At 28.9% G+C, this 20,546-nt stretch carries 20 protein-coding genes; 2 read left to right on the forward strand and 18 right to left on the reverse strand.

Features of this window, described 5'->3' with window-relative positions:
* Positions 1-6: 6 nt before the first annotated feature.
* The 10 genes from ypfJ to htpG all read right to left on the reverse strand — a co-directional run bounded on the left by ypfJ (position 7) and on the right by htpG (position 9,780).
* Positions 7-906, reverse strand: coding sequence for a KPN_02809 family neutral zinc metallopeptidase (gene ypfJ, locus ACWYN7_RS12660; RefSeq protein WP_462860345.1), 900 nt, complete (start codon positions 904-906; stop codon positions 7-9).
* Positions 907-961: 55 nt separating this feature from the next.
* The gene (locus tag ACWYN7_RS12665; protein ID WP_462860346.1) at positions 962-1,972 is read right to left on the reverse strand and encodes a transglutaminase domain-containing protein; all 1,011 of its coding nucleotides are present in this window, start codon (positions 1,970-1,972) and stop codon (positions 962-964) included.
* A gap of 5 nt (positions 1,973-1,977) precedes the next feature.
* Positions 1,978-2,385 (reverse strand): carboxypeptidase-like regulatory domain-containing protein, encoded by a 408-nt coding sequence (locus tag ACWYN7_RS12670; protein ID WP_462860347.1) that lies wholly within the window; start codon positions 2,383-2,385, stop codon positions 1,978-1,980.
* Between the two features lie 150 nt (positions 2,386-2,535).
* Complete coding sequence (locus ACWYN7_RS12675; RefSeq protein WP_462860348.1) at positions 2,536-2,835, reverse strand: S-adenosylmethionine decarboxylase; 300 nt, start codon at positions 2,833-2,835, stop codon at positions 2,536-2,538.
* A 10-nt stretch (positions 2,836-2,845) separates the two neighbouring features.
* Positions 2,846-4,402, reverse strand: a complete 1,557-nt coding sequence (locus ACWYN7_RS12680) for a polyamine aminopropyltransferase (RefSeq protein ID WP_462860349.1) — start codon at positions 4,400-4,402, stop codon at positions 2,846-2,848.
* Positions 4,403-5,302 (reverse strand): DUF350 domain-containing protein, encoded by a 900-nt coding sequence (locus tag ACWYN7_RS12685; RefSeq protein ID WP_462860350.1) that lies wholly within the window; start codon positions 5,300-5,302, stop codon positions 4,403-4,405. It abuts the gene before it with no gap.
* Between the two features lie 6 nt (positions 5,303-5,308).
* Positions 5,309-6,013 (reverse strand): DUF4178 domain-containing protein, encoded by a 705-nt coding sequence (locus tag ACWYN7_RS12690; protein WP_462860351.1) that lies wholly within the window; start codon positions 6,011-6,013, stop codon positions 5,309-5,311.
* A gap of 122 nt (positions 6,014-6,135) precedes the next feature.
* Positions 6,136-7,371: a DEAD/DEAH box helicase gene (locus tag ACWYN7_RS12695; RefSeq protein ID WP_462860352.1), complete on the reverse strand. Its 1,236-nt coding sequence runs from the start codon at positions 7,369-7,371 to the stop codon at positions 6,136-6,138.
* Positions 7,372-7,408: 37 nt separating this feature from the next.
* Positions 7,409-7,747: a cupin domain-containing protein gene (locus ACWYN7_RS12700; protein WP_462860353.1), complete on the reverse strand. Its 339-nt coding sequence runs from the start codon at positions 7,745-7,747 to the stop codon at positions 7,409-7,411.
* A gap of 125 nt (positions 7,748-7,872) precedes the next feature.
* On the reverse strand, positions 7,873-9,780 hold the full coding sequence (gene htpG / locus ACWYN7_RS12705; protein ID WP_462860354.1) for a molecular chaperone HtpG: 1,908 nt from the start codon (positions 9,778-9,780) through the stop codon (positions 7,873-7,875).
* Positions 9,781-9,959: 179 nt separating this feature from the next.
* On the opposite strand from htpG, the gene ACWYN7_RS12710 reads away from it, so the two are divergent.
* The gene (locus tag ACWYN7_RS12710; RefSeq protein WP_462860355.1) at positions 9,960-10,967 is read left to right on the forward strand and encodes a 3-oxoacyl-ACP synthase III family protein; all 1,008 of its coding nucleotides are present in this window, start codon (positions 9,960-9,962) and stop codon (positions 10,965-10,967) included.
* A gap of 84 nt (positions 10,968-11,051) precedes the next feature.
* Here ACWYN7_RS12710 and ACWYN7_RS12715 read toward each other — a convergent pair whose 3' ends face one another.
* Both ACWYN7_RS12715 and ACWYN7_RS12720 read right to left on the reverse strand, forming a co-directional pair.
* The gene (locus ACWYN7_RS12715; protein ID WP_462860356.1) at positions 11,052-13,466 is read right to left on the reverse strand and encodes a TonB-dependent receptor; all 2,415 of its coding nucleotides are present in this window, start codon (positions 13,464-13,466) and stop codon (positions 11,052-11,054) included.
* 146 nt (positions 13,467-13,612) lie between these two features.
* Positions 13,613-16,006 carry a TonB-dependent receptor gene (locus tag ACWYN7_RS12720; protein ID WP_462860357.1) on the reverse strand — a complete coding sequence of 798 codons (2,394 nt, stop codon included), beginning with the start codon at positions 16,004-16,006 and terminating at the stop codon, positions 13,613-13,615.
* 96 nt (positions 16,007-16,102) lie between these two features.
* Here ACWYN7_RS12720 and ACWYN7_RS12725 point away from each other — a divergent pair, with 96 nt between their 5' ends.
* Positions 16,103-16,465 carry a CoA-binding protein gene (locus ACWYN7_RS12725; RefSeq protein ID WP_462860358.1) on the forward strand — a complete coding sequence of 121 codons (363 nt, stop codon included), beginning with the start codon at positions 16,103-16,105 and terminating at the stop codon, positions 16,463-16,465.
* Positions 16,466-16,641: 176 nt separating this feature from the next.
* Here the strand turns inward: ACWYN7_RS12725 and ACWYN7_RS12730 are convergent, their stop codons facing one another.
* The 6 genes from ACWYN7_RS12730 to pyrR are packed head-to-tail and all read right to left on the reverse strand — an operon-like array spanning position 16,642 to position 20,513.
* Positions 16,642-17,412, reverse strand: coding sequence for a response regulator transcription factor (locus ACWYN7_RS12730; RefSeq protein ID WP_462860359.1), 771 nt, complete (start codon positions 17,410-17,412; stop codon positions 16,642-16,644).
* 3 nt (positions 17,413-17,415) lie between these two features.
* A complete protein-coding gene (locus tag ACWYN7_RS12735; RefSeq protein ID WP_462860360.1) occupies positions 17,416-18,333 on the reverse strand; it encodes a ribonuclease Z in 918 nt (305 codons plus the stop codon).
* Positions 18,330-18,650 (reverse strand): T9SS type A sorting domain-containing protein, encoded by a 321-nt coding sequence (locus ACWYN7_RS12740; RefSeq protein WP_462860361.1) that lies wholly within the window; start codon positions 18,648-18,650, stop codon positions 18,330-18,332. The genes ACWYN7_RS12735 and ACWYN7_RS12740 overlap by 4 nt, the downstream gene beginning before the upstream one ends.
* 12 nt (positions 18,651-18,662) lie before the next feature.
* Positions 18,663-18,995, reverse strand: coding sequence for a hypothetical protein (locus tag ACWYN7_RS12745; protein ID WP_462860362.1), 333 nt, complete (start codon positions 18,993-18,995; stop codon positions 18,663-18,665).
* Between the two features lie 47 nt (positions 18,996-19,042).
* Positions 19,043-19,972, reverse strand: coding sequence for an aspartate carbamoyltransferase catalytic subunit (locus ACWYN7_RS12750; protein WP_462860363.1), 930 nt, complete (start codon positions 19,970-19,972; stop codon positions 19,043-19,045).
* 1 nt (position 19,973) lies between these two features.
* A complete protein-coding gene (gene pyrR, locus ACWYN7_RS12755; RefSeq protein WP_462860364.1) occupies positions 19,974-20,513 on the reverse strand; it encodes a bifunctional pyr operon transcriptional regulator/uracil phosphoribosyltransferase PyrR in 540 nt (179 codons plus the stop codon).
* Between the last annotated feature and the right edge of the window lie 33 nt (positions 20,514-20,546).

Raw genomic sequence — 20,546 nt, forward strand, 5'->3', positions numbered from 1 at the left:
ATTAAATTATAAAGAAGTTGCATTAAAAGTGTTACCTTGATTTATATCACCAGTATCAAAACCTTTTTTAAACCAACGCATTCTTTGTTCAGAAGTACCATGAGTAAATGAATCTGGTACAACTGTACCTGTATATTTTTTTTGCAAAAGATCATCGCCAGTGGCAAAAGCAGCACCCAAAGCCTCTTCTAAATCACCTTTATCCATAATTTGATTCATTTTTTGGGAATGATGTGCCCAAACACCAGCTAAAAAATCGGCTTGCAATTCTAGTTTTACAGAAAATTTATTGTATTCTTTCTGACTTACTCGTCCTCGAAGTTGTTGCATTTTATCTGTAGTGCCCATTAAATTTTGAATATGATGCCCAACTTCATGCGCAATTACGTATGCCTGAGCAAAATCTCCAGGAGCATTTAATTTGCTTTCCATTTCTTGAAAAAAACTTAAATCGATGTACAATTTTTCGTCTCCAGGACAATAAAAAGGGCCAGTTGCACTAGATGCAGAACCACATGCTGAGGTTACAGAATTTGTAAAAAGCACCAAAGTTGGTTCTCTATAATTTCTTAAAATATCGTTCCAAACGTCTTCTGTGTCAGCTAAAACTGTGGCACTAAATTCTGCCAATTCATTTTCTGCTGCAGTACCTTTATACGTTGTATTTTGAATTTGGTTATTTGGGGTGCCCATTATAAAGTTTAATGGGTTATTGCCTGTAAAATACATGATTCCAAAAATAATAGCTACAATAATTAAGCCTTTTTTTGTTGTAATTACTTTAAGTAGTAAACCGATTAACATGGTATTAATACCACCTCCAGAACTACCACTAAATCCTCTGCTAGAACTTTGTCCTCTTCTATCGTCTATATTAGAACTTTTACGTCTGCCTCTCCACTTCATTGATGTTTTTGATTTTTTTGTTGTTAGGCTTTAAAAGTACTAATTATTTTAGAATTTATTTTGCAATTTTAAAAGTGTATGTGGCTATTAATCTTTCTTCTATGTATAAATGAACATCAAAAAAACCTCTGTTTTTAAAAGTGTGTTTTAAGGTTAAAATGTTATTTTCTACTTCTATTTTTGGAATAATCATTTTTTCTGATATGCCATTATCAACAATAAATTTAATTTTTTGTAAATCAACTTTGTTCTTTAAAACATATTGAAAAGTAAAATCTGAATTTTTTGTTAAGTTATGATGCATTTTTTTTGGTAAAACATGCTCTTTAATAGTTGTAAAAGCATCACCATAAATTAAAGGTAACTCAGTATATTCTGTAAAATTTGGAGTAGTTTCACCTAATAAAGAAAATTGTAAATCAACAGGAAAATGGTTATAGAAAAACAATTTAGGATCTGCTAAAAAATAACCATCATTGTAAATAAATTGAAACCTACCTTCTTCTGGAAAAGAAATTCCTGTAGACCAAGTTGGGTCGCATAAATACCATTTGTTATTTAGTTTTACTACATTCCAAGTATGATTTGGCATAGTAAGTTTAGAAAAATCTACAGTAGCAGTTCTTGCAAAACCATTAACCATATAAGATTCTATACCTACTATTTTACACATTTCTTTTAGTAAATAAGCGTAACCAGTGCAAATGGTTTTTTTCTTTTTTAATAATTTTTTAAAGAGTGTTTTTTTAAATTTAGAATTCCAATTTTCTAGTTTTAGAGAATCTTTTTCAAAACGATTTCTTTTTCTTTCGTTTGATGCATACAATCTAAAATCATTAGCAATATTATTGCAAATCCAAATGTAAATAGCCCTTAGCTTTTCTACGTCTGTCTCTAGATTGTTGGTTAAATTATAGGTAAGTTTATTTAGTTCGTACAACCTTTTAGATTTGGTTGCGTTGGCAATTTTATCAGCTTTACTAAAGTTGATGTGTTTAAAATCTGATTGTTGCGAAAAACAAAAACTTGCGTAAAATAAAAATAAAAAGAATGTAGTTTTTGGCATAAAACCTATTCTTTATTTCTTTTAGATTTAAAACGTTTGTTGCTGTTTAATGCACCTAACATTTGGTTATCGTCTTCTTGTAAAATAATTTTTAAATACGTTGAATTTGCACCAATTTTAATTCTTTTGGTAATAAAACCCAAGTAAGAAACTTCTAAAATATCTCCAACTTTTAATTTTTGAGGAAAAGTAAATTCACCTTTTTTGTTTGAACTCGTTCCTATATTTGTTCCTTTTAAAAAGATGTTTGCACCGTTTAAAACCTCGGTTTCTTCGTAAGTTTGTCCTTTTACAATACCTTTAACTAGAAGTTCTTGGGCTTTTAATTCTGTTGAAAAAAAGAAAAGTGATAAAAATAATCCTAATAAAATAAATGTAGATTTCTTTGAAGTAAATGTTGGAATAGTTTTCATAATAATATATTTTAAATTCATTTCAAAATTAGTCTAGAAGGCTTGGCTTTAAAAATGATATTTAGTAACTGATTCTTTTTTAAGGGTTAAAGTTACTTTTTATTTAGTGAAATTGAAAATTTGAATTGTTAAAAACAAAATCTACCAGATTTAAATGCTTTTTAAAATAGTTTTAAAATGTTCTAATTTTTCGAAATTGCAACTACTAATTTGAACGTAAGAAGTGTTTTTTTGAGGAAAAGTATGAATGGCCAAATGGCTTTCTGCTAAAACCCAAACGCAAGTATAACCTTTAACAGGGAAATAATGTTCTGTAAAATTTACGATTGTAAAACTAGACTCTGTAAGAAAATCATTAAAAGTTGATTTTAAAGTTTCTGGATTTGTAATTGATATCCATTTTTCAAAATGAAACATTTCTGCTTTTAGAGATACATATTTTTCTTTCATTTAAATAAGGTTAATAAGTGTCCCAGTTTCCTTTGTTGTAATAATGATATAAAACAGGGTTACTAATTTGATTTACTTTTATGGAATCTATAGTGTTTTTCTCATAAAAATTTTTACCAAAAGAGGTTATTAAATGCATAGATTCTTTATTTAACCATTTTGTAGCAATCTTAGCATTGTTAAATTTTAGTAATGATTTATTAATTTCTTCTTTCGAGATTTTTCTTTTAATACCAGCAATCCAACCCCATTCTCCCATTGTAAGAATTTGATTATGCAAAGCTAGAGTTGTAAAATTTGCACTATCCATTGTTTTTTTTATGCATTGATAAGCGTAAGGTGTATAATAAGGACTGCCTGCTTGGGTAATAATTCCTCCATTTGGCGTCAATTTAATATTACACAATTCATAAAATTCTTTAGAATATAATCGAGATAATTCTACATTTCTTGGATCTGGTAAATCTATAATTATCAAGTCGTAAAAATCGTTGGTTTCTTCTAAAAAAGTAAATCCATCTTTGTTGACAATGTTTAACTTATTGTCTGTAAGAGCATTTTTGTTAATAGAAGCTAAAACAGGTTCATTAATAAATAAATCTGTTAACTTTTTATCTAAATCTACTAAAGTTATTTTTTCTGTGGTTTTGTATTTTAGAAGTTCTCTTGCAGCACAACCATCTCCACCACCAAGAATTAAGATTTTTTGAGGTTGTTGTAAAACTTGCATTATTGGATGCACTAAAACTTCATGATACAAAGGTTCATCAAAAGTAGAGAACTGTAAATTATCATTTAAATATAGCCAATAATCATTTTTCCACTTTGTAACTACTATTTTTTGATAGATAGATTGTTCTTTAAATACAATTTTGTCTTTGTATTTAATCTGCTCTCCATACATGATAATTTTATCAGAAAAAAAGCCACCAGAAATAAGAATGATAATTAAAAAAGCAGCTACAGAAAAAAATATTTTTTGTTGTTGTTTTTGAATACTATCTTTAAAAAAGATTAATAAAAGTAAGGCAACAAATAAGTTGATAAAACCTAAAATAAATGGGGTATATGTTAGTCCTAAATAAGGTAATCCTATAAAAACAAAGAATAAACCACCAATTAAACTACCATAATAATCTTTTTCTAAAACGTTGGCTACATTAAATTTTAGAGATTGAAATTCATCATTTAAACGCATTGCCAAAGGTAGTTCCATACCTATTAAAGTACCTGTAATTATGGATAAAGCATAAATAAAAACACCTATGTATTCTACTTGCGATGCTAAATAATATGTAAATACAGCAGAAAAAGAGACAACAATAGAAAGTGTAAACTCAGTAATTATAAACAATTTAAAAACATTACCATTAAAGGTTTTTGTAATTCTACTACCAATACCCATGCTAAAAAGCATTAAAGAAATTATAATAGACCATTGCTTTACAGAATCGCCTACAAAATAGGTAGATAAAGTTGCAAAACAATATTCTGCTACAATGCCAGATAAACCTGTGGCAAATAATGCAGAAAATAATAAGTTCCTTTTTTGCTTGTTAGTTGGCATTTAAATACAATAACTTATTAAAATTGCGCTGCCTAAATAAGCAAATGCTTCTATTAAAGCTGCTCCTTGATTTGGATTTTTTTGATTAACAATTTCATCTGTTAAGCTACTGTTAGGTAGAATAATTTTATCGACAAAAACTCTAGATATTGGTAATAAAATAACACCTAAGCTCATATAATAAAATACGTTTTCTAAAGTTAAAAACCAAGAATTTATATCTCCTTTTATGGCTTGTGAATACAAATAAGAGATAGAAACAAAAATACTAGCGTACACAATACCAACTGCTACATTGTCTTTTTCTATTTCTTCTAAAATATTATATTTTGATATTTTTTTATAAATCTTTAAAAAGATAAAAAGAATAAATTGCCCAATAAGCCAAAAAATTGATAAACTAATAAAACCAGAAATATACAAACCAACTTTTTCTAAACTCGGAAACATGTTAATTGCTTTTCCGTTTATAGCACCGTAAATAATTAAAGATGAACCAATAAAGTTTGCAGCTTCTATAAAACCTGTTCCATTATTTTCGTCTTTAATAATTTCTTTATAAAGCTTAAATTTTTTTGCAAAAACAACCTTTTCATTAAAAATTGATGAAATTACTAAAAGTAGGTTTCCAAATAAGCCATAACTTAAAACAAGGAGCGCATCATTAATATAGCCATAAGATTCTCCTTGTATAACTCCTAAAAAAATTATAAGAATACCAATAAAATAACCCGTAGTTAAAATTGAAAAAGCAACATTGTCTTTTGTTGTTAATTCGTTATCAAGATTAATTTTTCTATTTCTAAATTTAAAAATTATTTTAGAAATTATAAAGAGAATAAAAAACAAGAGAATGTAAAAAAAGGTTTCTCCAACCCAAAGTAGTGTAGATTTTTCCATAATTATTTATTTTCCAAAGCCACTACTTCTACTTCTGTAGTAGTTATTATTTCTGTAAACTTTAGTAGAATCGTTTTTGTTATAATTAGAATCGCTATTCCAAGAATTGTTTCTCGAGCATCGATTTAAAAGGTTAGATAAAACTACAAAACCAAAAACGAGTATAATTGCAATATATTTGCCAATAAATTTTAAAATAGGCGAATCTAATAAAGGTGGATTACCTTTTTCAATTTTAGAAATTGCATTTTCTTGGATTTGGATTCCTGTAGAAACCTCAATTTCATCATCCCATAATTCAATGGCTAAAAACTTAGTTTTAGTTTTATCAATATAATCTAAAGCATTTACCTTCTCTTTTTCATACCCATAATCGCAAATGCCGTCCGTTTTTTCATCAAAAGTATAATTTACACCTCTGTAAGTTAAGTTTGTTGGGAATTTTGCAGAACCCAAAGCAACAAAATCTTTAACTAATTTCTGACTTTTTCTAAGGAAACTCTTATCATTATGCTTAGACCAAAAAGAGTAACTTTTTTTACCATCTTTACTTGTTTCTATTTCTAGATAGTTGATGTTTCCTGATTTCGGTTTTATCTTAAATTCTTCAGATTTTGTGCCATCTTCCCATTTTATTTTATAAACCTCAGTTACCCTCCAAAGTCTATTTTTATAAAAAAAGGTGTAGCCTACTTTTAATTTTATAGCCATTTTTTTGTAAAAATTACGAACACAATATCTTAAAAAGATTCGGTTTTCTGAAATTTATATGCTATAAATTATTCTTAGCCTAAAGTTTTATAAATAGAATTGTATTTTTCTATATTAAAAACTTAATACCAGCGTTTTTTCTTCTTTTTTGATGCTGCTGATTTTCTACTTTTTTTGTGTTTGCTAACTGTATTTGGCTGTTTTTTGGTATGTTTTGGTTTGTTGATAGGATAAGGATGATCTTCAATTACCTTAATCGATTTTTCAATTAAATTTTCGATTGTTTTGATATAACTGTTTTCATCTGGCGAACAAAAAGAAAATGCAATTCCAGATTTACCAGCTCTACCAGTTCTACCAATTCTATGCACATACGTTTCAGGTACATTCGGAATATCAAAATTAATGATAGCATCTACATTTGTAATATCAATACCACGTGCAGCAACATCAGTAGCAATTAAAATTGACGCTTTTTTGGTTTTAAAATCTTCTATAGCCTTGTTTCTAACTCCTTGAGTTTTATCTCCATGAATGCTAGCAACATTATAACCGTTTTTTATTAAAGTTTGCTCAAGTTTATCAACACCAAATTTGGTGCGTCTAAAAATGATTATTTTACCATTTATTGTATTTCTAAGCAAATGCAAACATAAATCTGTTTTATTCTTTTTTGGTAGATAATACAATAATTGCCCAATGTTTTTTGCAGTAGTTTCTTCTGGATTAATTTCTACTTTAGTCGCGTTTTTAAGAACAGATTGAGCTAATTCATCAATTTTATCAGGAATAGTTGCAGAAAATAAAAGGGTTTGTTTTTTTCTTGGGCAAAGTTTTTCAATCTTTTTTACATCGTTAATAAAACCCATGTCTAACATTAAATCAGCTTCGTCTAAAACCAAAATTTCTAATTGATTTAAATCGATATTTCCTTGCATTTGCAAATCGATTAATCTACCAGGAGTTGCCACTAAAATATCTACACCTTTGGCTAAAATTTCTTTTTGCGGTTCTAAAGAAACTCCACCAAAAACAGCTGTTGTTCTTAAATTAGAATATTTACTGTAAGATTTAAAGTTCTCTAAAATCTGTATTGCCAACTCACGAGTAGGAGTAACCACTAAAGCTTTTATCTTTTTTTCTCCTTTTTCTGCGTCTTGTTTATCAAACAATAAATCGATTATTGGCAAAGCAAAAGCGGCTGTTTTTCCTGTACCTGTTTGTGCAGAAATAATTACATTTTTTTTAGCCAAAACCAAAGGAATGGCTTTTTCTTGAACTAAAGTTGGTGTGTGAAAGCGTTGTTCTGCAACTGCTTTTAAAATGGATTTATGTAAAGGTAATTCAGAAAACTGCATGTATTATTTTTTGGCAAAGTTAGTTTAAATAGAATTGTTAGTCTGTGGCAATTCCAAAATAAACCCAAGTAACATTTTCGTGAAAAGGATTACGCATAGAATGATATTCGCCTTGCTCAATAGTAATACAATCTCCAGGAGTTACAATTAGTTTTTGATTGTTTACAATAAATTCGGCTTTGCCTGTTTGTATGTAGAATATTTCGTACATCGTATCATGTTTGTGAGTTTCTACTTCTTGACCAGGAGTAAAAGTTGCAGAACCAAACATCATTAATTGTGGCACTTCATTTTTTTTGATAAAAACTTTTTTCTTTATAGCATCATCATGACTTGTACCAACTTCTGGTAATTGATTTGTGTGGACTAGTTTCATTGTAACCTATTTATAAACTCGAATGTACAAAAATATTAAAGTCTAAAAACAGAAAAACCTCTCTGTTTGTACAAAGAGGTTTTCGTTTTTTAGATTCCTGCCTAAGCAGAAATGATAGTTAAATACTATTTAATCAACTCGTAAGAACGTTTAATAAAGTTGGTTAACTCTTCACCATGTAAAAGGTTTTGAGATAATTTTGCCAAATCAAAAGCTTGAGATATTAAGTCTTTTTGCTTGTCTTCATCAGCAGCTAAAATTTCTGAAACTAATGGGTTGTTTGTATTTACAATTAAGTTATACATGTCTGGGAAATTACCCATTCCCATCATTCCTCCACCTCCAGAAGCTTGCATTTCTTTCATTCTACGCATAAATTCTGGCACAGTAATCATAAAAGGAGAAGAGTTAGAATCCATAGCTTCTAATTGAACTGTGTACGTTTGTTTTGGCACAGCAGCTTCTATAATTGGCTTTAATTTCTCTTTTTCTTCATCAGATAATTTAGAAATTACGTTGTCGTCTTTCTTAATTATATTATCAATATGATCTGCATCAACTCTAGAGAATTTTACTTTAGCATCACCACCTTCTAATTTTTGCATTAAATGCGATATAATTGGCGAATCTAAAATTAATACTTCATAACCTTTTGCAGTTGCTTCTTGAATGTAACTGTGTTGTGCGTCTTTATTTGCAGCATATAAAATTACATGATTACCATCTTTATCTGTTTGTATATCTTTTGTTTTTTCGATCAACTCATCAAACGTAAAGTAAGTGTCTGCAACTGTTGGGTATAAAGCAAACTTTTTAGCTTTGTCAAAGAATTTATCTTCGGATAACATTCCGTATTCAATAATTACTTTGATATCATTCCATTTTTGCTCAAAATCAGCTCTGTCTTTTTTGAATAATGAAGATAATTTATCAGCTACCTTTTTAGTAATGTAACCAGAAATCTTTTTTACAGCACCATCAGCCTGTAAATAAGAACGAGAAACGTTTAAAGGAATGTCTGGAGAATCGATAACACCTTTTAACATCTGTAAAAAGTCTGGTACAATTCCCTCTACATTATCCGTAACAAAAACTTGGTTTTGGTATAATTGAATTTTATCCTTTTGCATATCTAAGTTCTGAGACAACTTAGGGAAAAATAAAATACCTGTTAAATTAAAAGGATAATCTACATTTAAATGGATGTGGAATAATGACTCTTCAAATTGCATTGGATACAATTCTCTGTAGAAATTATCGTAATCTTCTTTTTCTAAATCAGCTGGTTTTTTGGTCCATGCAGGATTTGTGTTATTGATAATATCATCAACTTCAATTTGTCTGTGTGGTTCAGTAGTTTCTTTACCTTCAGCGTCTTTAGTTGTTTTTGGTTCGTGCTCAGGATCGTTAATTTTTTTAGTACCGAATTTAATTGGCACTTGGTTAAAACGATTGTATTTAGTTAATAAACCTCTAATTTTACCTTCTTCTAAGAACTCTGTAGAATCTTCTGCAATGTGTAAAACGATTTCTGTACCTCTGTCAACTTTATCATGTTCTACTAAAGTATATTCAGGAGAACCATCACAAGTCCAATGAGCAGCAGGTGCATCTTTAAAAGATTTTGTAAAGATTTCAACTTTATCAGCTACCATAAATGCAGAATAAAAACCTAAACCAAAGTGTCCAATAACTCCAGTTTCGTTTTTATCATCTTTGTATTTGTCCAAAAATTCTTCAGCCCCAGAAAATGCAATTTGGTTGATGTATTTTTCAACTTCATCCATTGTCATACCTAAACCTTGATCTTTAATGGTTAAGGTTTTTGCATCTTTATCTATACTAATTTCAATTTTTGCATCACCCAATTCCGTTTGTGCTTCGCCTATAGAAATTAAGTGTTTTAATTTTGTAGTTGCATCAGTTCCGTTTGAAATTAATTCACGTAAAAAGATTTCGTGATCAGAATACAAGAATTTTTTAATCAGCGGAAAAATATTTTCTACTGATACATTAATGTTTCCTTTGCTCATAATTTATATTTAATTTATATTATTTTCTGATGTACAAGTAGTCAAAAAAAATACCAAAGATTTAATTGTGACAAGATGACAGCATAATTAAAATTTGGCATAAAAGACATTTATATTGATTTTTTACTATTTTAGCCTATTGCAAAAAAACAAATAATTAAAATACAGGTTAATAAAATATGTATAATTCAAAAATCACTGGCTTAGGGTATTATGTTCCAGAAAATGTTGTTACCAACAACGATTTAAAAGAATTTATGGATACTTCTGATGAATGGATTCAAGAAAGAACTGGTATTAAAGAACGCAGATGGATAGACCCAAAATCTGGTGATGATACCTCTATAATGGGTGTAAAAGCAGCCAAAATTGCCATTGAAAGAGCAGGTTTAACTAAAGATGATATCGATTTTATTGTGTTTGCTACACTGAGTCCAGATATGTATTTTCCTGGAGGTGGAGTGCGTGTACAAGATATACTAGACATGCCAACAATTGGTGCTTTAGATGTTAGAAACCAGTGTTCTGGTTTTATTTATTCGATGTCTGTAGCAGATCAATTTATAAAAACAGGAATGTATAAAAACATTTTAGTAATTGGTTCTGAAAATCATTCAGGAGGTTTAGAGAAATCTACAAGAGGTAGAAATGTTTCAGTAATTTTTGGTGATGGAGCAGGAGCTGCAGTTTTATCTAGATGCGAAGAAGAAGGTAAAGGAATTTTATCATCGCATTTACATTCAGAAGGAAAACACGCAAGAGAATTAATGTTAGAAGGACCAAGCACAGGTAGATGGGTTCCAGAAATTATGGAAGCTAATGACCCTGATGATGTTTCATATTTTCCTTATATGAATGGGCAGTTTGTATTTAAACACGCTGTAACTCGTTTTTCTGAAGCAATTGTAGAAGGTTTACAAGCAAATAATTTACAGAAAGAAGATATAGATATGTTAATTCCACATCAAGCCAATTTAAGAATTGCACAGTTTATACAAAAAAAGTTCAGGTTGTCAGATGATAATGTTTATAATAATATTATGAACTATGGTAATACTACAGCTGCATCTGTAATTATAGCTTTAACTGAAGCTTGGGAAAAAGGTAAAATAAAAGATAATGATTTAGTTGTTTTAGCTGCCTTTGGTAGTGGTTTTACTTGGGGATCAGTTATTATTCGTTGGTAAGTTTTCTCTGAAAATATTAATTAGAAAAGGTTTTACATTTTTGTAAAACCTTTTTTTTGCATTAAAATTAAAAACTTCCAAAAATTAAAAAACGCCCATACTTCCTTGTGTTTCGTTTTCTTCTCTGTATTTACGATCTCTTTCTCTGTTTTTTCCTTTTCCAAAATTGTAAGAAAATCCAACATAAATAGAACTATATTCTAAAGTAAATTGCCCAACTTGAGGAAAAGGATTTGCTGTTGTAAAATCTAATTTATAACCATCAAAAATGTCTGTACCTCTAATTGTAATAGCTCCATTACCTTTAAATACAGTATATCTTGCTGCAACATTTACCAAAAAGTAATCATCAATTTCTGATAAAATATTTTTATTATCACCTCTGTAAGAGGTAGATAAGCTTAATCTAAGTTTTTTAGAAGCTCTAAAGCTGTTGCTAATTCTAGCTGAAAAAAAGGTGTTGTTAACAATTTCTAAATTGTTATTTATAAAGCCTTGATTGTCTCTAAAATAAAGATTTGTACTTGGTCTTAATGTCCACCATTTAAAGGGTTTAAATCGTGATGAGAATTCTACACCATAACTTTCTGCACTGGTGTAATTGGCGTAAGAAATTATTTGTCTGTCTAAGTTCGTAGCATCAACAGAAATAATTTTACCAATTATATTGTTGGTTTTTCTGTAAAATGTGCCAAAACTTAAATACCCATTTTTTATTGTTCTTGTGTAATTAAACTCAAAAGAATTGGTGAATTGTGGTACTAAATTTCTATTACCTATAGAAACAGATAGAGGAGATGTCCATTCTTGAATTGGCGTAACTTGGTCTATACCAGGTCTATCAACCCTTCTGCTATAACTAACTTGAAATTGATTTTTTTCTGATGCATCATAGGTTACAAATACTGATGGATAAACACTGAAAATTTTATCAGAAATTGGTTCTAGCATTGATTGTTCTGTGTTCGAAAAAGTTCCGTTTAAATTAAATTCCTCAAAACGTAAACCAGCTTGCGCACTGATTTTTTTATATTCTTTAGATAAATTAATGTATGCTGAGTAAATGTCTCTATCGTAATTTAGTTTAGAGTTTCCAACTGGTATTGTTGATGAATTTTGGGTAGCATTTATTTCTTGATCTGTGTTTATGTCATTATCCGCTTTTACAATTCTTGATTCTAAACCGATTTCTAAAAGTCCATTTTTAATCGGTTTGGAATAATCTAAATTGGCTAGAAAAATGGAGTTATTGTCAGAAATAAAATTATTGTAATTAAATTCTTTATTAGTAGTGTCTAGATTTTCTGAAATTGTATCTTCTTGAGGGTCTGTGCTTTTTGTGTAATTTACTTCGAATTCTATGTATTCATCATTATCAGATAAACTTAATTTGTAGTCTAAATTGTAGGTTTTTTCTTTTGTTTTAAAGACGGATATATTTTCTGAATCAAAAATTAAATTACCATCTAAATAACTTTTATTGTCTACGTAAAAATCGGTATTTGTTAAACTTTGATTTGTGTAAAAGGATAAAGTGTTTTTATCATTAATGTAAAAATCAACACCAATTTTAGCAAAATGATTTGTGGAATTGTCTAAAAAATTGAGATCTTGATCTAAGTTTTTATCCAATCTGTTAAAGAAAGAAAAGGTTTCGAATTTACCAAAATCGATACCATAATTTCCATAAAAATTAAATTTATTTACTCTGTAATTAAAATCAAATGAACCAGAAGGTCTTGTGTTTATACTGTGTTCTACACCAAAATTTACAGTTCCATTAAAGCCAATAACATTATCTTTTTTAAGGATGATGTTAATAATGCCACTCATACCTTCAGGATTATATTTTGCAGAAGGATTTGTAATTAATTCTACTTTTTTTACTGATGAAGAAGGAATTTGTTTTAATAAATCTGATGAAGACAAATTAGAAGGCTTGCCATCTATTAAAACCCGAACATTATTATTGCCTCTTAAACTGATGCTTCCAGATTGATAATCTACCTGTATTAAAGGAATGTTTTCTAGCATTTGCAAAGAATTAGAACCTGTAGAAGCTAAATCTTTACCAACATTAACAATTAATCGATCTATTTTTTTTTCGAAAGTAGAAGTTTCTGCTTCTAAGTTTACTTGTTCTAGTTGATTAATTTCTTCTTGCAAAGAAAGGTTAATCAGGGTTAAATTTGGTGAACTTTTAGAGAGAAAAATTCCTTTTTTTAAAGTTTTATATCCTATAAATTGAAAATCAACAAAAATAGAATCTAAGGGTAAATTGGCTATTTCAAATCTTCCTTTGTTGTCTGTAATTCCCCCAGAAATAATTTTAGAGGTTTTATCTTTACACACAATGTTTACATATTGTAAACTTTTTTTGGTTTTAAAATCGATAACATTACCAGAGATAATTCCATCATTTTTTGGGGGAGTACTTTGTGTTTGAGCATTAAATGAATTACAAATGACAACCACAATTACTGTAAAAATCTTTTTCATATATTTTTTTAACCATTTAATAACCTAGCAATAGGGTTTTTAAAAAGAATGTTAAAAGTAGTTAAAATTATCTTAAAAAAAAACCTCAAAATTTGCGATGCAAAAAATGAGGTTTAATTTCAAATAATTATACTTAGAGCTCTATTCTAAAAACCAGCTCCACCTTGTTTTTCGTTATTATCTCTTTGTCTACGAGCTTTTGCTTTGTTTTTTCCATTACCAAATCTGTAGTTAAAACCTAAGTAAGTATTTCTGCTTTCCCACTGAAAACGACCATTTTGTACATAAGGATTTGTAGCATCGAAGGCAAATTTCATTCCTCTAAAAATATCATTTACTCTAAAAGTGATGTTTCCTTTACCCTTAAATACAGCATAATTTGCACCTAAATTAATCATCCACATTGGTTTAACATTCCATTGAATATCTTGGCTAGCACCTCTGTACATAGAAAATAATTGCAAACGTAAATTCTTAGAAACTGTAAAGCTATTGCTCAATCTTGCATTAAAAACTTCGTTTTGTACTTCTTGTCTTTCTGCATTAGGATTGTTTAAATCTGTTATTCCAAATTGTTTTTGAGAATAAAAATCTAAACTTGCATTGGCTCTCCACCATTTTACAATTTTATAATTGGTAGAAAACTCAAAACCAAAAGCATTAGTGTCATCAAAATTAGCGAAAGTTAAAATTTGTCTAATTTCATTAGCATCTGCAGGATCTTTATAAGTAACTCTATTAATTACATCATTTATACTTCTATAAAAAGTACCAAAAGTTACAGAACCTCCTTTTATTTGTCTGGTATAATTTAACTCAAAAGAGTTGGTAAATTGCGGAACTAAATCTGGGTTACCAACAGAGGTAATTAAAGGCGTACTCCATTCTCTTATTGGGTTTACTTGTTGTATGCTTGGTCTGTCTACTCTTCTGCTGTAACTTAATTGAAATTGGTTTTTATCAGAAGGATTGTACGTAAAAAATGCAGAAGGATACACTGAAAATATTTTATCTGTAACTGTTTCTGTAGCTTGATTTTCTTGATTAAAAACACCTTCAATTTCGTAATTTTCTAATCTTGCACCCAATTGCATACTAACTTTTCCTAATTTTTGAGCATAATTTACGTATCCAGAAAAAATATCTCTATCATAACTAAATGATGAATTGTCAAAATCTTGCTGGGTAGTTAAGTTTGTATTATCTGTTTTATTTAGCCTGTATTCTAAACCTAATTCTAATTTACCATCTTTAGCAATTGGTTTTGTGTAATCTAAATTGATAAGCGTATTTTCTCCAAGATTATTAATATCATTTATATAATCTGGCTGAGTATTTAAATCGAATTTATTTTCTAAAAAGTTAGGATTGTTGTTTTCTGAGTATGTAGCTTCAAACTCTATATTATGTCCTTTTTTATCAAAATCGTGCTTATAATTTATGTTGTAAGTTTCGTTTTTACTATCCGAAAGTGATGAATTTGGTGAGTTTTCGTACAAAGTACCATCACTCAAAGTTATTTTTGCGCTACCCATGGCATTGCTATCAAACCAGTTTTGAGTAGTGTAAAAAGACAATGTATTTTTATCATTTAAATAAACATCTGCACCAAATTTTAGTAAGTGAGATTCGTTTTCATTTACAAAAATAAAATCTTGATTATTAACTCCAGGTCTATTTACATAACCTTGGTTTAATTGGTCTCCATCATTAAAACCATAATTACCAAAGAAATTTACTTTACCAGTTTTATAATTCATATTTGTTGATGCATTATAACGCACATAATGCCCAGCTTCTACACCAGAATTTATAGAGCCATTAAAACCCATATTTGCATTTTTGTTTAAAATGATATTAATAATACCACTCATACCTTCTGGGTTGTATTTTGCTGAAGGATTTGTAATTAACTCCACACTTTTTATAGAAGTAGAAGGTATTTGTTTTAACAATTGAGCTGCAGAAATATTAGTTGGTTTACCATCTACTAAAACTCTTACATTTTCGTTACCACGTAAACTAATATTACCTGTTTGGCTGTCTACACTTACAGATTGTACGTTGTTTAACAGCTCAGAAGCTGTGGCACCAGCTGAGGTTAAATCTTTACCAACATTAATTACTTTTCTGTCTACTTTTTGAACAACTGTAGAGGTTTCTGCTCTTACAACTACTTCATCTAAAGAAGCACTGTCTTCGTTTAAAGCAATTGTACCTAAGTTAAATTCTTTGTTTTTACTGGTAATTTCTATGGTTTTAGAATATGTTTTGTATCCTATAAATTGTACTTCAACTGTACTTTTACCTTTTGGTAATTCTTTAATTTTAAAAAGTCCGTTATTGTCTGTAATTCCTCCAGTTATAATTTTTTTAGCAAGATCTCTAACTACAATATTTACATAAGGCAAAGCCTCTTTTGTAGTATTGTCTATAACCTTACCAGAAATTATACCGGGTTTGGGTAGTTCGCTTTTTGCCATTTGTGCAGAAGATTTTGCAGCAATAATTAGCAAAAAAAATAATAGTATTTTTTTCATTGTTGATTGATTTATATATTTTGGTTGATGCTTTTAAGACGATCAAAAGTTTATCTTTGTTACTATATTATCACCCTTTAACGAATTCTTAACAGTATGAAAAACGAAACTTTAGTCATAGGAGCATCAACAAACCCAAATAGATATTCGAATATTGCTATAAAAAGATTAAGAGGTAAAGATTTAAAAGTAAGAGCTTTAGGTTTACGAAAAGGTGAGGTTTTAGATGTAATTATTGATGATGAAAAACTACCTTATAAAGAGATTGACACTGTTACTTTATATTTAAACCCAAAAAGGCAAGTAGAATATTATAATTACATAATTAGCTTAACACCAAGAAGAGTAATCTTTAATCCTGGTACAGAAAACATGGAGTTTGTAAAGTTGTTAAAAGAACATAATATAGAATCTGAAATTGCTTGTACTTTGGTTTTACTATCTACAAATCAATATTAAAAAAAAAACAAAACGGATTGGTTTTGTGTAGTTTAACTAACATTCTTTCTCAAAATATTTTATGCATCTTACTAAGATTTTCACTTAATAGATATAACCAATCCATTTTGTTGCTGAAGTCTTTTACTACAAAATTAAATGTAATGGTTATAGCTTGCAATACTCATAATGAGTATTTATATCAATTGTGGATTGTTTTTAAAATAACTAATCAACTCAAAAGTAGAGTCGATATTTAATTTTTTTAAGATATTTCTTCTGTGTGTGTTTACAGTATGGATGCTAATATTTAGTTTGTTCGCAATTTCATCGCTTGTATTTTTAGTGATAATTAAGCGAATAATATCTCTTTCTCGATTGCTGATTAAATTTAATAATCGAGAACTAGAAATATTTTGATAGTATAAAGTTTCGTATTCGTTTTCTAAATTTAAATATTTTGCAGAGGCACAAATATCCATTTGAGTAAAAGAATCTAAAACTGTATAATGTGCCATGCCAATAATGGGTTTGTTGGCTTCATCAAACTGAAGAGGAGTAGTGTTTTGTATGATGTTTACATAAATGCCTTTTGCGTTTTTAATTCTATAGTTCCAAGTGTAAGACATTCTTTTACGCTGTTCATCATTCAATTCTGTCATGGTAAAAGTCATTAAATTTGTTAAGCTTTTTAACCAAAGATTAATGTCTTCTGGATGAAAAAGCGACCAAAAATAATCCATACCACCTTGCATCATTTTTTCTTTAGATAAACCTGTACAAGGTGTAAAATTGTTACTTATAAATTCAAAATTTTGATTTACAGTATTGGTAATGCAATAAAATGTAGAGTTGTATGGGTAAAATTGATCTAATTCAATTAATTTTTTAATATGTTCTTCAATTTCTACTTTTGGGTAGGTATCAAAAATTTTATTATAAATTGAATTTATTTTGTAAGAATTCATTTCTTAATCAATTTTAAAAACTTTTCCTGGCTCAGCTAATTTAGTGTTTTTAAAAATTTCTTGAGCCTCTTCTTTAAAAATAGTAATGTCTTTGTATCTTCCTGAAAAATGACCTATAATCAACTCATTTACAGAGGCGTTTTTTGCAATTTGGGCAGCTTCTTTAGTGGTAGCATGTTTGGTTTTTTTTGCTAAATCTATTTTATCAGCTAAAAAAGTAGCTTCATGATACAACAAATCTGCATTTTTTATTATTGGAACGATATCTGGTTTGTAACAAGTATCACTACAAAAAGCATAACTTAAAGGCTTTTTTGGTGGTAAGGTTAATTCTGAGTTGGGTACAATTTCTCCTGAAGGTAAAACGATATCTCTACCCGCTTTAATATTATTGTAATCTGCCCTATCAATTTCTTGATAATGGTTAATGTTGTCTATATGTAATTTTTTTGGTTTTTCTTTTTCTGTAAATAAATAACCATTGGTATACACTCTGTGTTTTAACGGAATTGTTCTTACAGAAACTTTATCATCTTCAAAAATTAGTTCACTTTCTTTTGATGATAACTCGTGAAAAATAATAGGATATTTTGCATGAGATTGCGAAATTTTAAGCTGTAATAAGGTAACTTCTTTAATGCCTTTTGGGCCAAAAATATGCAATTCTTTTTCTCTGCTTAAAATGCCATAAGTAGATAATAAACCAATTAAACCGTAAAAATGATCTCCATGTAAATGAGAGATAAAAATGTGATTTATTTTGGTAAAACCTACTTTGTATTTTCTCATTTGTCTTTGTGTGCCCTCTCCACAATCTATTAAAAAATGTCTATTGTTAATTTCTAAATATTGAGAGGTAGGAAAAGCGTTCGCTCTGGGAGTTGCAGAGTGACATCCTAAAATAGTAAGTTTTATACTCATTGAATAACAAAACGTTTAGATGTAATCTGTTTGTTGTTTTGCAGAGAATAGATGTAAATTCCTTTTGATAAATTGCCTTTGTAAAAAGGTACAGAATTTCTGCCTTTAATAGTGTTTAATTTTTTAGAATAAACAGTTTTTCCTAAAACATTTTTAACCGTTAATGTTGCTTGTGAATTACTATCAGCATTAAAAATAATTTTGGTAGAATTTGTAAACGGATTTGGTACTGCAGAAAGTTTGTAAATTGATTTTTCTTGCGAAAAAGCAACGCAAGTTATCAATATTAACAAAGTAAATAGTAGTTTTTTTTTCATAGTTTGGGGGAGTTAAAATCCTAATTCTCTCTCCATAGCTTCCATTTCTATAATGTCTTCTGCTTCAATTAAAGTAGGAACGATGTTAAAATCTTCAGGAAAATCATCCATATTTATATGTTCTTGAACAATAACAAATGATGTTTTATTCTCCTTTTTTTGTTCGCTTATACTCAAAAATAGTAAAAAATCTTCTGTTTTAACGTTAAGGTTGTCAGAAATTTCTAAAACCAAATGTTCATCTTTAAAACTAGATTGTTTTTTTAAAAACGATTCATAGAAGCTAGAAAACGAATTTTCATCCGAAGAAATAAGAGTATATTTTTCTTTTTTTTCTATTTTCATTTCTGATTTATTTTAAGATTAAACTTCCAACTTCCAACTTCTAACTTCTATCTCTTAATTTGTTGCGCTAATAAATAAATAACAGCCATTCTTACAGCAACACCATTTTCTACTTGGTTTAAAATAATTGATTGGTCAGAATCTGCAACATCACTTGTAATTTCTACACCTCTGTTTATTGGTCCTGGATGCATTATTACAATTTTCTTGCCAAGATTATCTAAAATCTGATTATTTATGCCAAAAAGTTGTGTGTATTCTCTTGTAGACGGAAAATATTTAATATCCATTCTTTCATGTTGCACACGTAAAACATTGGCAACATCGCACCATTCTAGGGCTTTTTTAAGATTAGTTTCTACTTCTACACCTAAACTAGAAATGTATTTTGGTATTAAGGTTGTTGGTCCACAAACTTTAACTTGAGCACCTTGTAGTTGCAGTGCAAAAATGTTAGATAATGCAACTCTAGAATGTAAAATATCGCCAATAATTACAATTTTTTTACCTTTTACAGTCCCTAATTTTTCTCTAATGGAATACGAATCTAATAAAGCTTGTGTTGGGTGTTCATGGGTTCCATCACCAGCATTTATAATTTTAGCATCTACATGTTTCGATAAAAAAACACCAGCACCAACATTTCCATGACGCATTACAACAATATCTACTTTCATAGATAAAATGTTGTTTACGGTATCTATTAACGTTTCTCCCTTTTTTACTGAAGATTGGCCTGCAGAAAAATTAATAACATCTGCAGAAAGTCTTTTTTCGGCCAACTCAAAAGAAAGTTTTGTTCTTGTGCTATTTTCAAAAAATAAATTGGCAATGGTAATATCTCTTAAAGAGGGTACTTTTTTAATAGGCCTGTTAATTACTTCTTTAAAATGATCTGCAGTTTTAAATATTAAATCAATATCATTTGGGTTTAGGTATTTTATACCTAATAAATGTTCTACACTTAATTTATCCATACTATGCTTGCTCAATATAAACTGCGTCTTTTTTATTGTTTTCTTTCCAAGAAACCACTACTTTTTCTTCATTAATAGCATCTACTTGTCTGCCTCTGTAATTAGGTTGTATAGGTAAATGTCTGCTAAATCTTCTATCAATTAAAACAAGCAATTCAATATTTTTGGGTCTACCATAAGATTGTAAAGCTGTTAAAGCTGCTCTTACACTTCTACCAGAATACAAAACATCGTCTATAATTACTACTTTTTTGTCTTCGATTAAAAAGTTAATTTTGGTTGATGTTGCAGCCAAAGGTTCATCTCTTCTTCTAAAATCGTCTCTATAAAAAGTGATGTCTAATAAGCCTAATTTTACATCTTTAATTTGATATTTTGTTTTTAGTAAATTGGCTAATCTGTTGGCTAAATAAGAACCTCTTGGTTGTAAACCAATTAATACTGTGTTCGAAAAATCGTTATGATTTTCAATTAATTGGCAAGCCAATCTATGAAGTATGATTTCAATATCTTTTGAGTTAAGTAAGGTTTTTTTGCTCATAAGAAACCTATCAAATTTGAGTTGATAGTTATT

Source organism: Polaribacter sp. M10, from assembly GCF_054968445.1.

What these genes read in the sequence shown, in the direction of transcription:
- ypfJ (WP_462860345.1), bottom strand. Translation starts at nt 906, where the DNA reads ATGAAGTGGAGAGGCAGACGTAAAAGTTCTAATATAGACGATAGAAGA.
- ACWYN7_RS12665 (WP_462860346.1), bottom strand. Translation starts at nt 1,972, where the DNA reads ATGCCAAAAACTACATTCTTTTTATTTTTATTTTACGCAAGTTTTTGT.
- ACWYN7_RS12670 (WP_462860347.1), bottom strand. Translation starts at nt 2,385, where the DNA reads ATGAAAACTATTCCAACATTTACTTCAAAGAAATCTACATTTATTTTA.
- ACWYN7_RS12675 (WP_462860348.1), bottom strand. Translation starts at nt 2,835, where the DNA reads ATGAAAGAAAAATATGTATCTCTAAAAGCAGAAATGTTTCATTTTGAA.
- ACWYN7_RS12680 (WP_462860349.1), bottom strand. Translation starts at nt 4,402, where the DNA reads ATGCCAACTAACAAGCAAAAAAGGAACTTATTATTTTCTGCATTATTT.
- ACWYN7_RS12685 (WP_462860350.1), bottom strand. Translation starts at nt 5,302, where the DNA reads ATGGAAAAATCTACACTACTTTGGGTTGGAGAAACCTTTTTTTACATT.
- ACWYN7_RS12690 (WP_462860351.1), bottom strand. Translation starts at nt 6,013, where the DNA reads ATGGCTATAAAATTAAAAGTAGGCTACACCTTTTTTTATAAAAATAGA.
- ACWYN7_RS12695 (WP_462860352.1), bottom strand. Translation starts at nt 7,371, where the DNA reads ATGCAGTTTTCTGAATTACCTTTACATAAATCCATTTTAAAAGCAGTT.
- ACWYN7_RS12700 (WP_462860353.1), bottom strand. Translation starts at nt 7,747, where the DNA reads ATGAAACTAGTCCACACAAATCAATTACCAGAAGTTGGTACAAGTCAT.
- htpG (WP_462860354.1), bottom strand. Translation starts at nt 9,780, where the DNA reads ATGAGCAAAGGAAACATTAATGTATCAGTAGAAAATATTTTTCCGCTG.
- ACWYN7_RS12710 (WP_462860355.1), top strand. Translation starts at nt 9,960, where the DNA reads ATGTATAATTCAAAAATCACTGGCTTAGGGTATTATGTTCCAGAAAAT.
- ACWYN7_RS12715 (WP_462860356.1), bottom strand. Translation starts at nt 13,466, where the DNA reads ATGAAAAAGATTTTTACAGTAATTGTGGTTGTCATTTGTAATTCATTT.
- ACWYN7_RS12720 (WP_462860357.1), bottom strand. Translation starts at nt 16,006, where the DNA reads ATGAAAAAAATACTATTATTTTTTTTGCTAATTATTGCTGCAAAATCT.
- ACWYN7_RS12725 (WP_462860358.1), top strand. Translation starts at nt 16,103, where the DNA reads ATGAAAAACGAAACTTTAGTCATAGGAGCATCAACAAACCCAAATAGA.
- ACWYN7_RS12730 (WP_462860359.1), bottom strand. Translation starts at nt 17,412, where the DNA reads ATGAATTCTTACAAAATAAATTCAATTTATAATAAAATTTTTGATACC.
- ACWYN7_RS12735 (WP_462860360.1), bottom strand. Translation starts at nt 18,333, where the DNA reads ATGAGTATAAAACTTACTATTTTAGGATGTCACTCTGCAACTCCCAGA.
- ACWYN7_RS12740 (WP_462860361.1), bottom strand. Translation starts at nt 18,650, where the DNA reads ATGAAAAAAAAACTACTATTTACTTTGTTAATATTGATAACTTGCGTT.
- ACWYN7_RS12745 (WP_462860362.1), bottom strand. Translation starts at nt 18,995, where the DNA reads ATGAAAATAGAAAAAAAAGAAAAATATACTCTTATTTCTTCGGATGAA.
- ACWYN7_RS12750 (WP_462860363.1), bottom strand. Translation starts at nt 19,972, where the DNA reads ATGGATAAATTAAGTGTAGAACATTTATTAGGTATAAAATACCTAAAC.
- pyrR (WP_462860364.1), bottom strand. Translation starts at nt 20,513, where the DNA reads ATGAGCAAAAAAACCTTACTTAACTCAAAAGATATTGAAATCATACTT.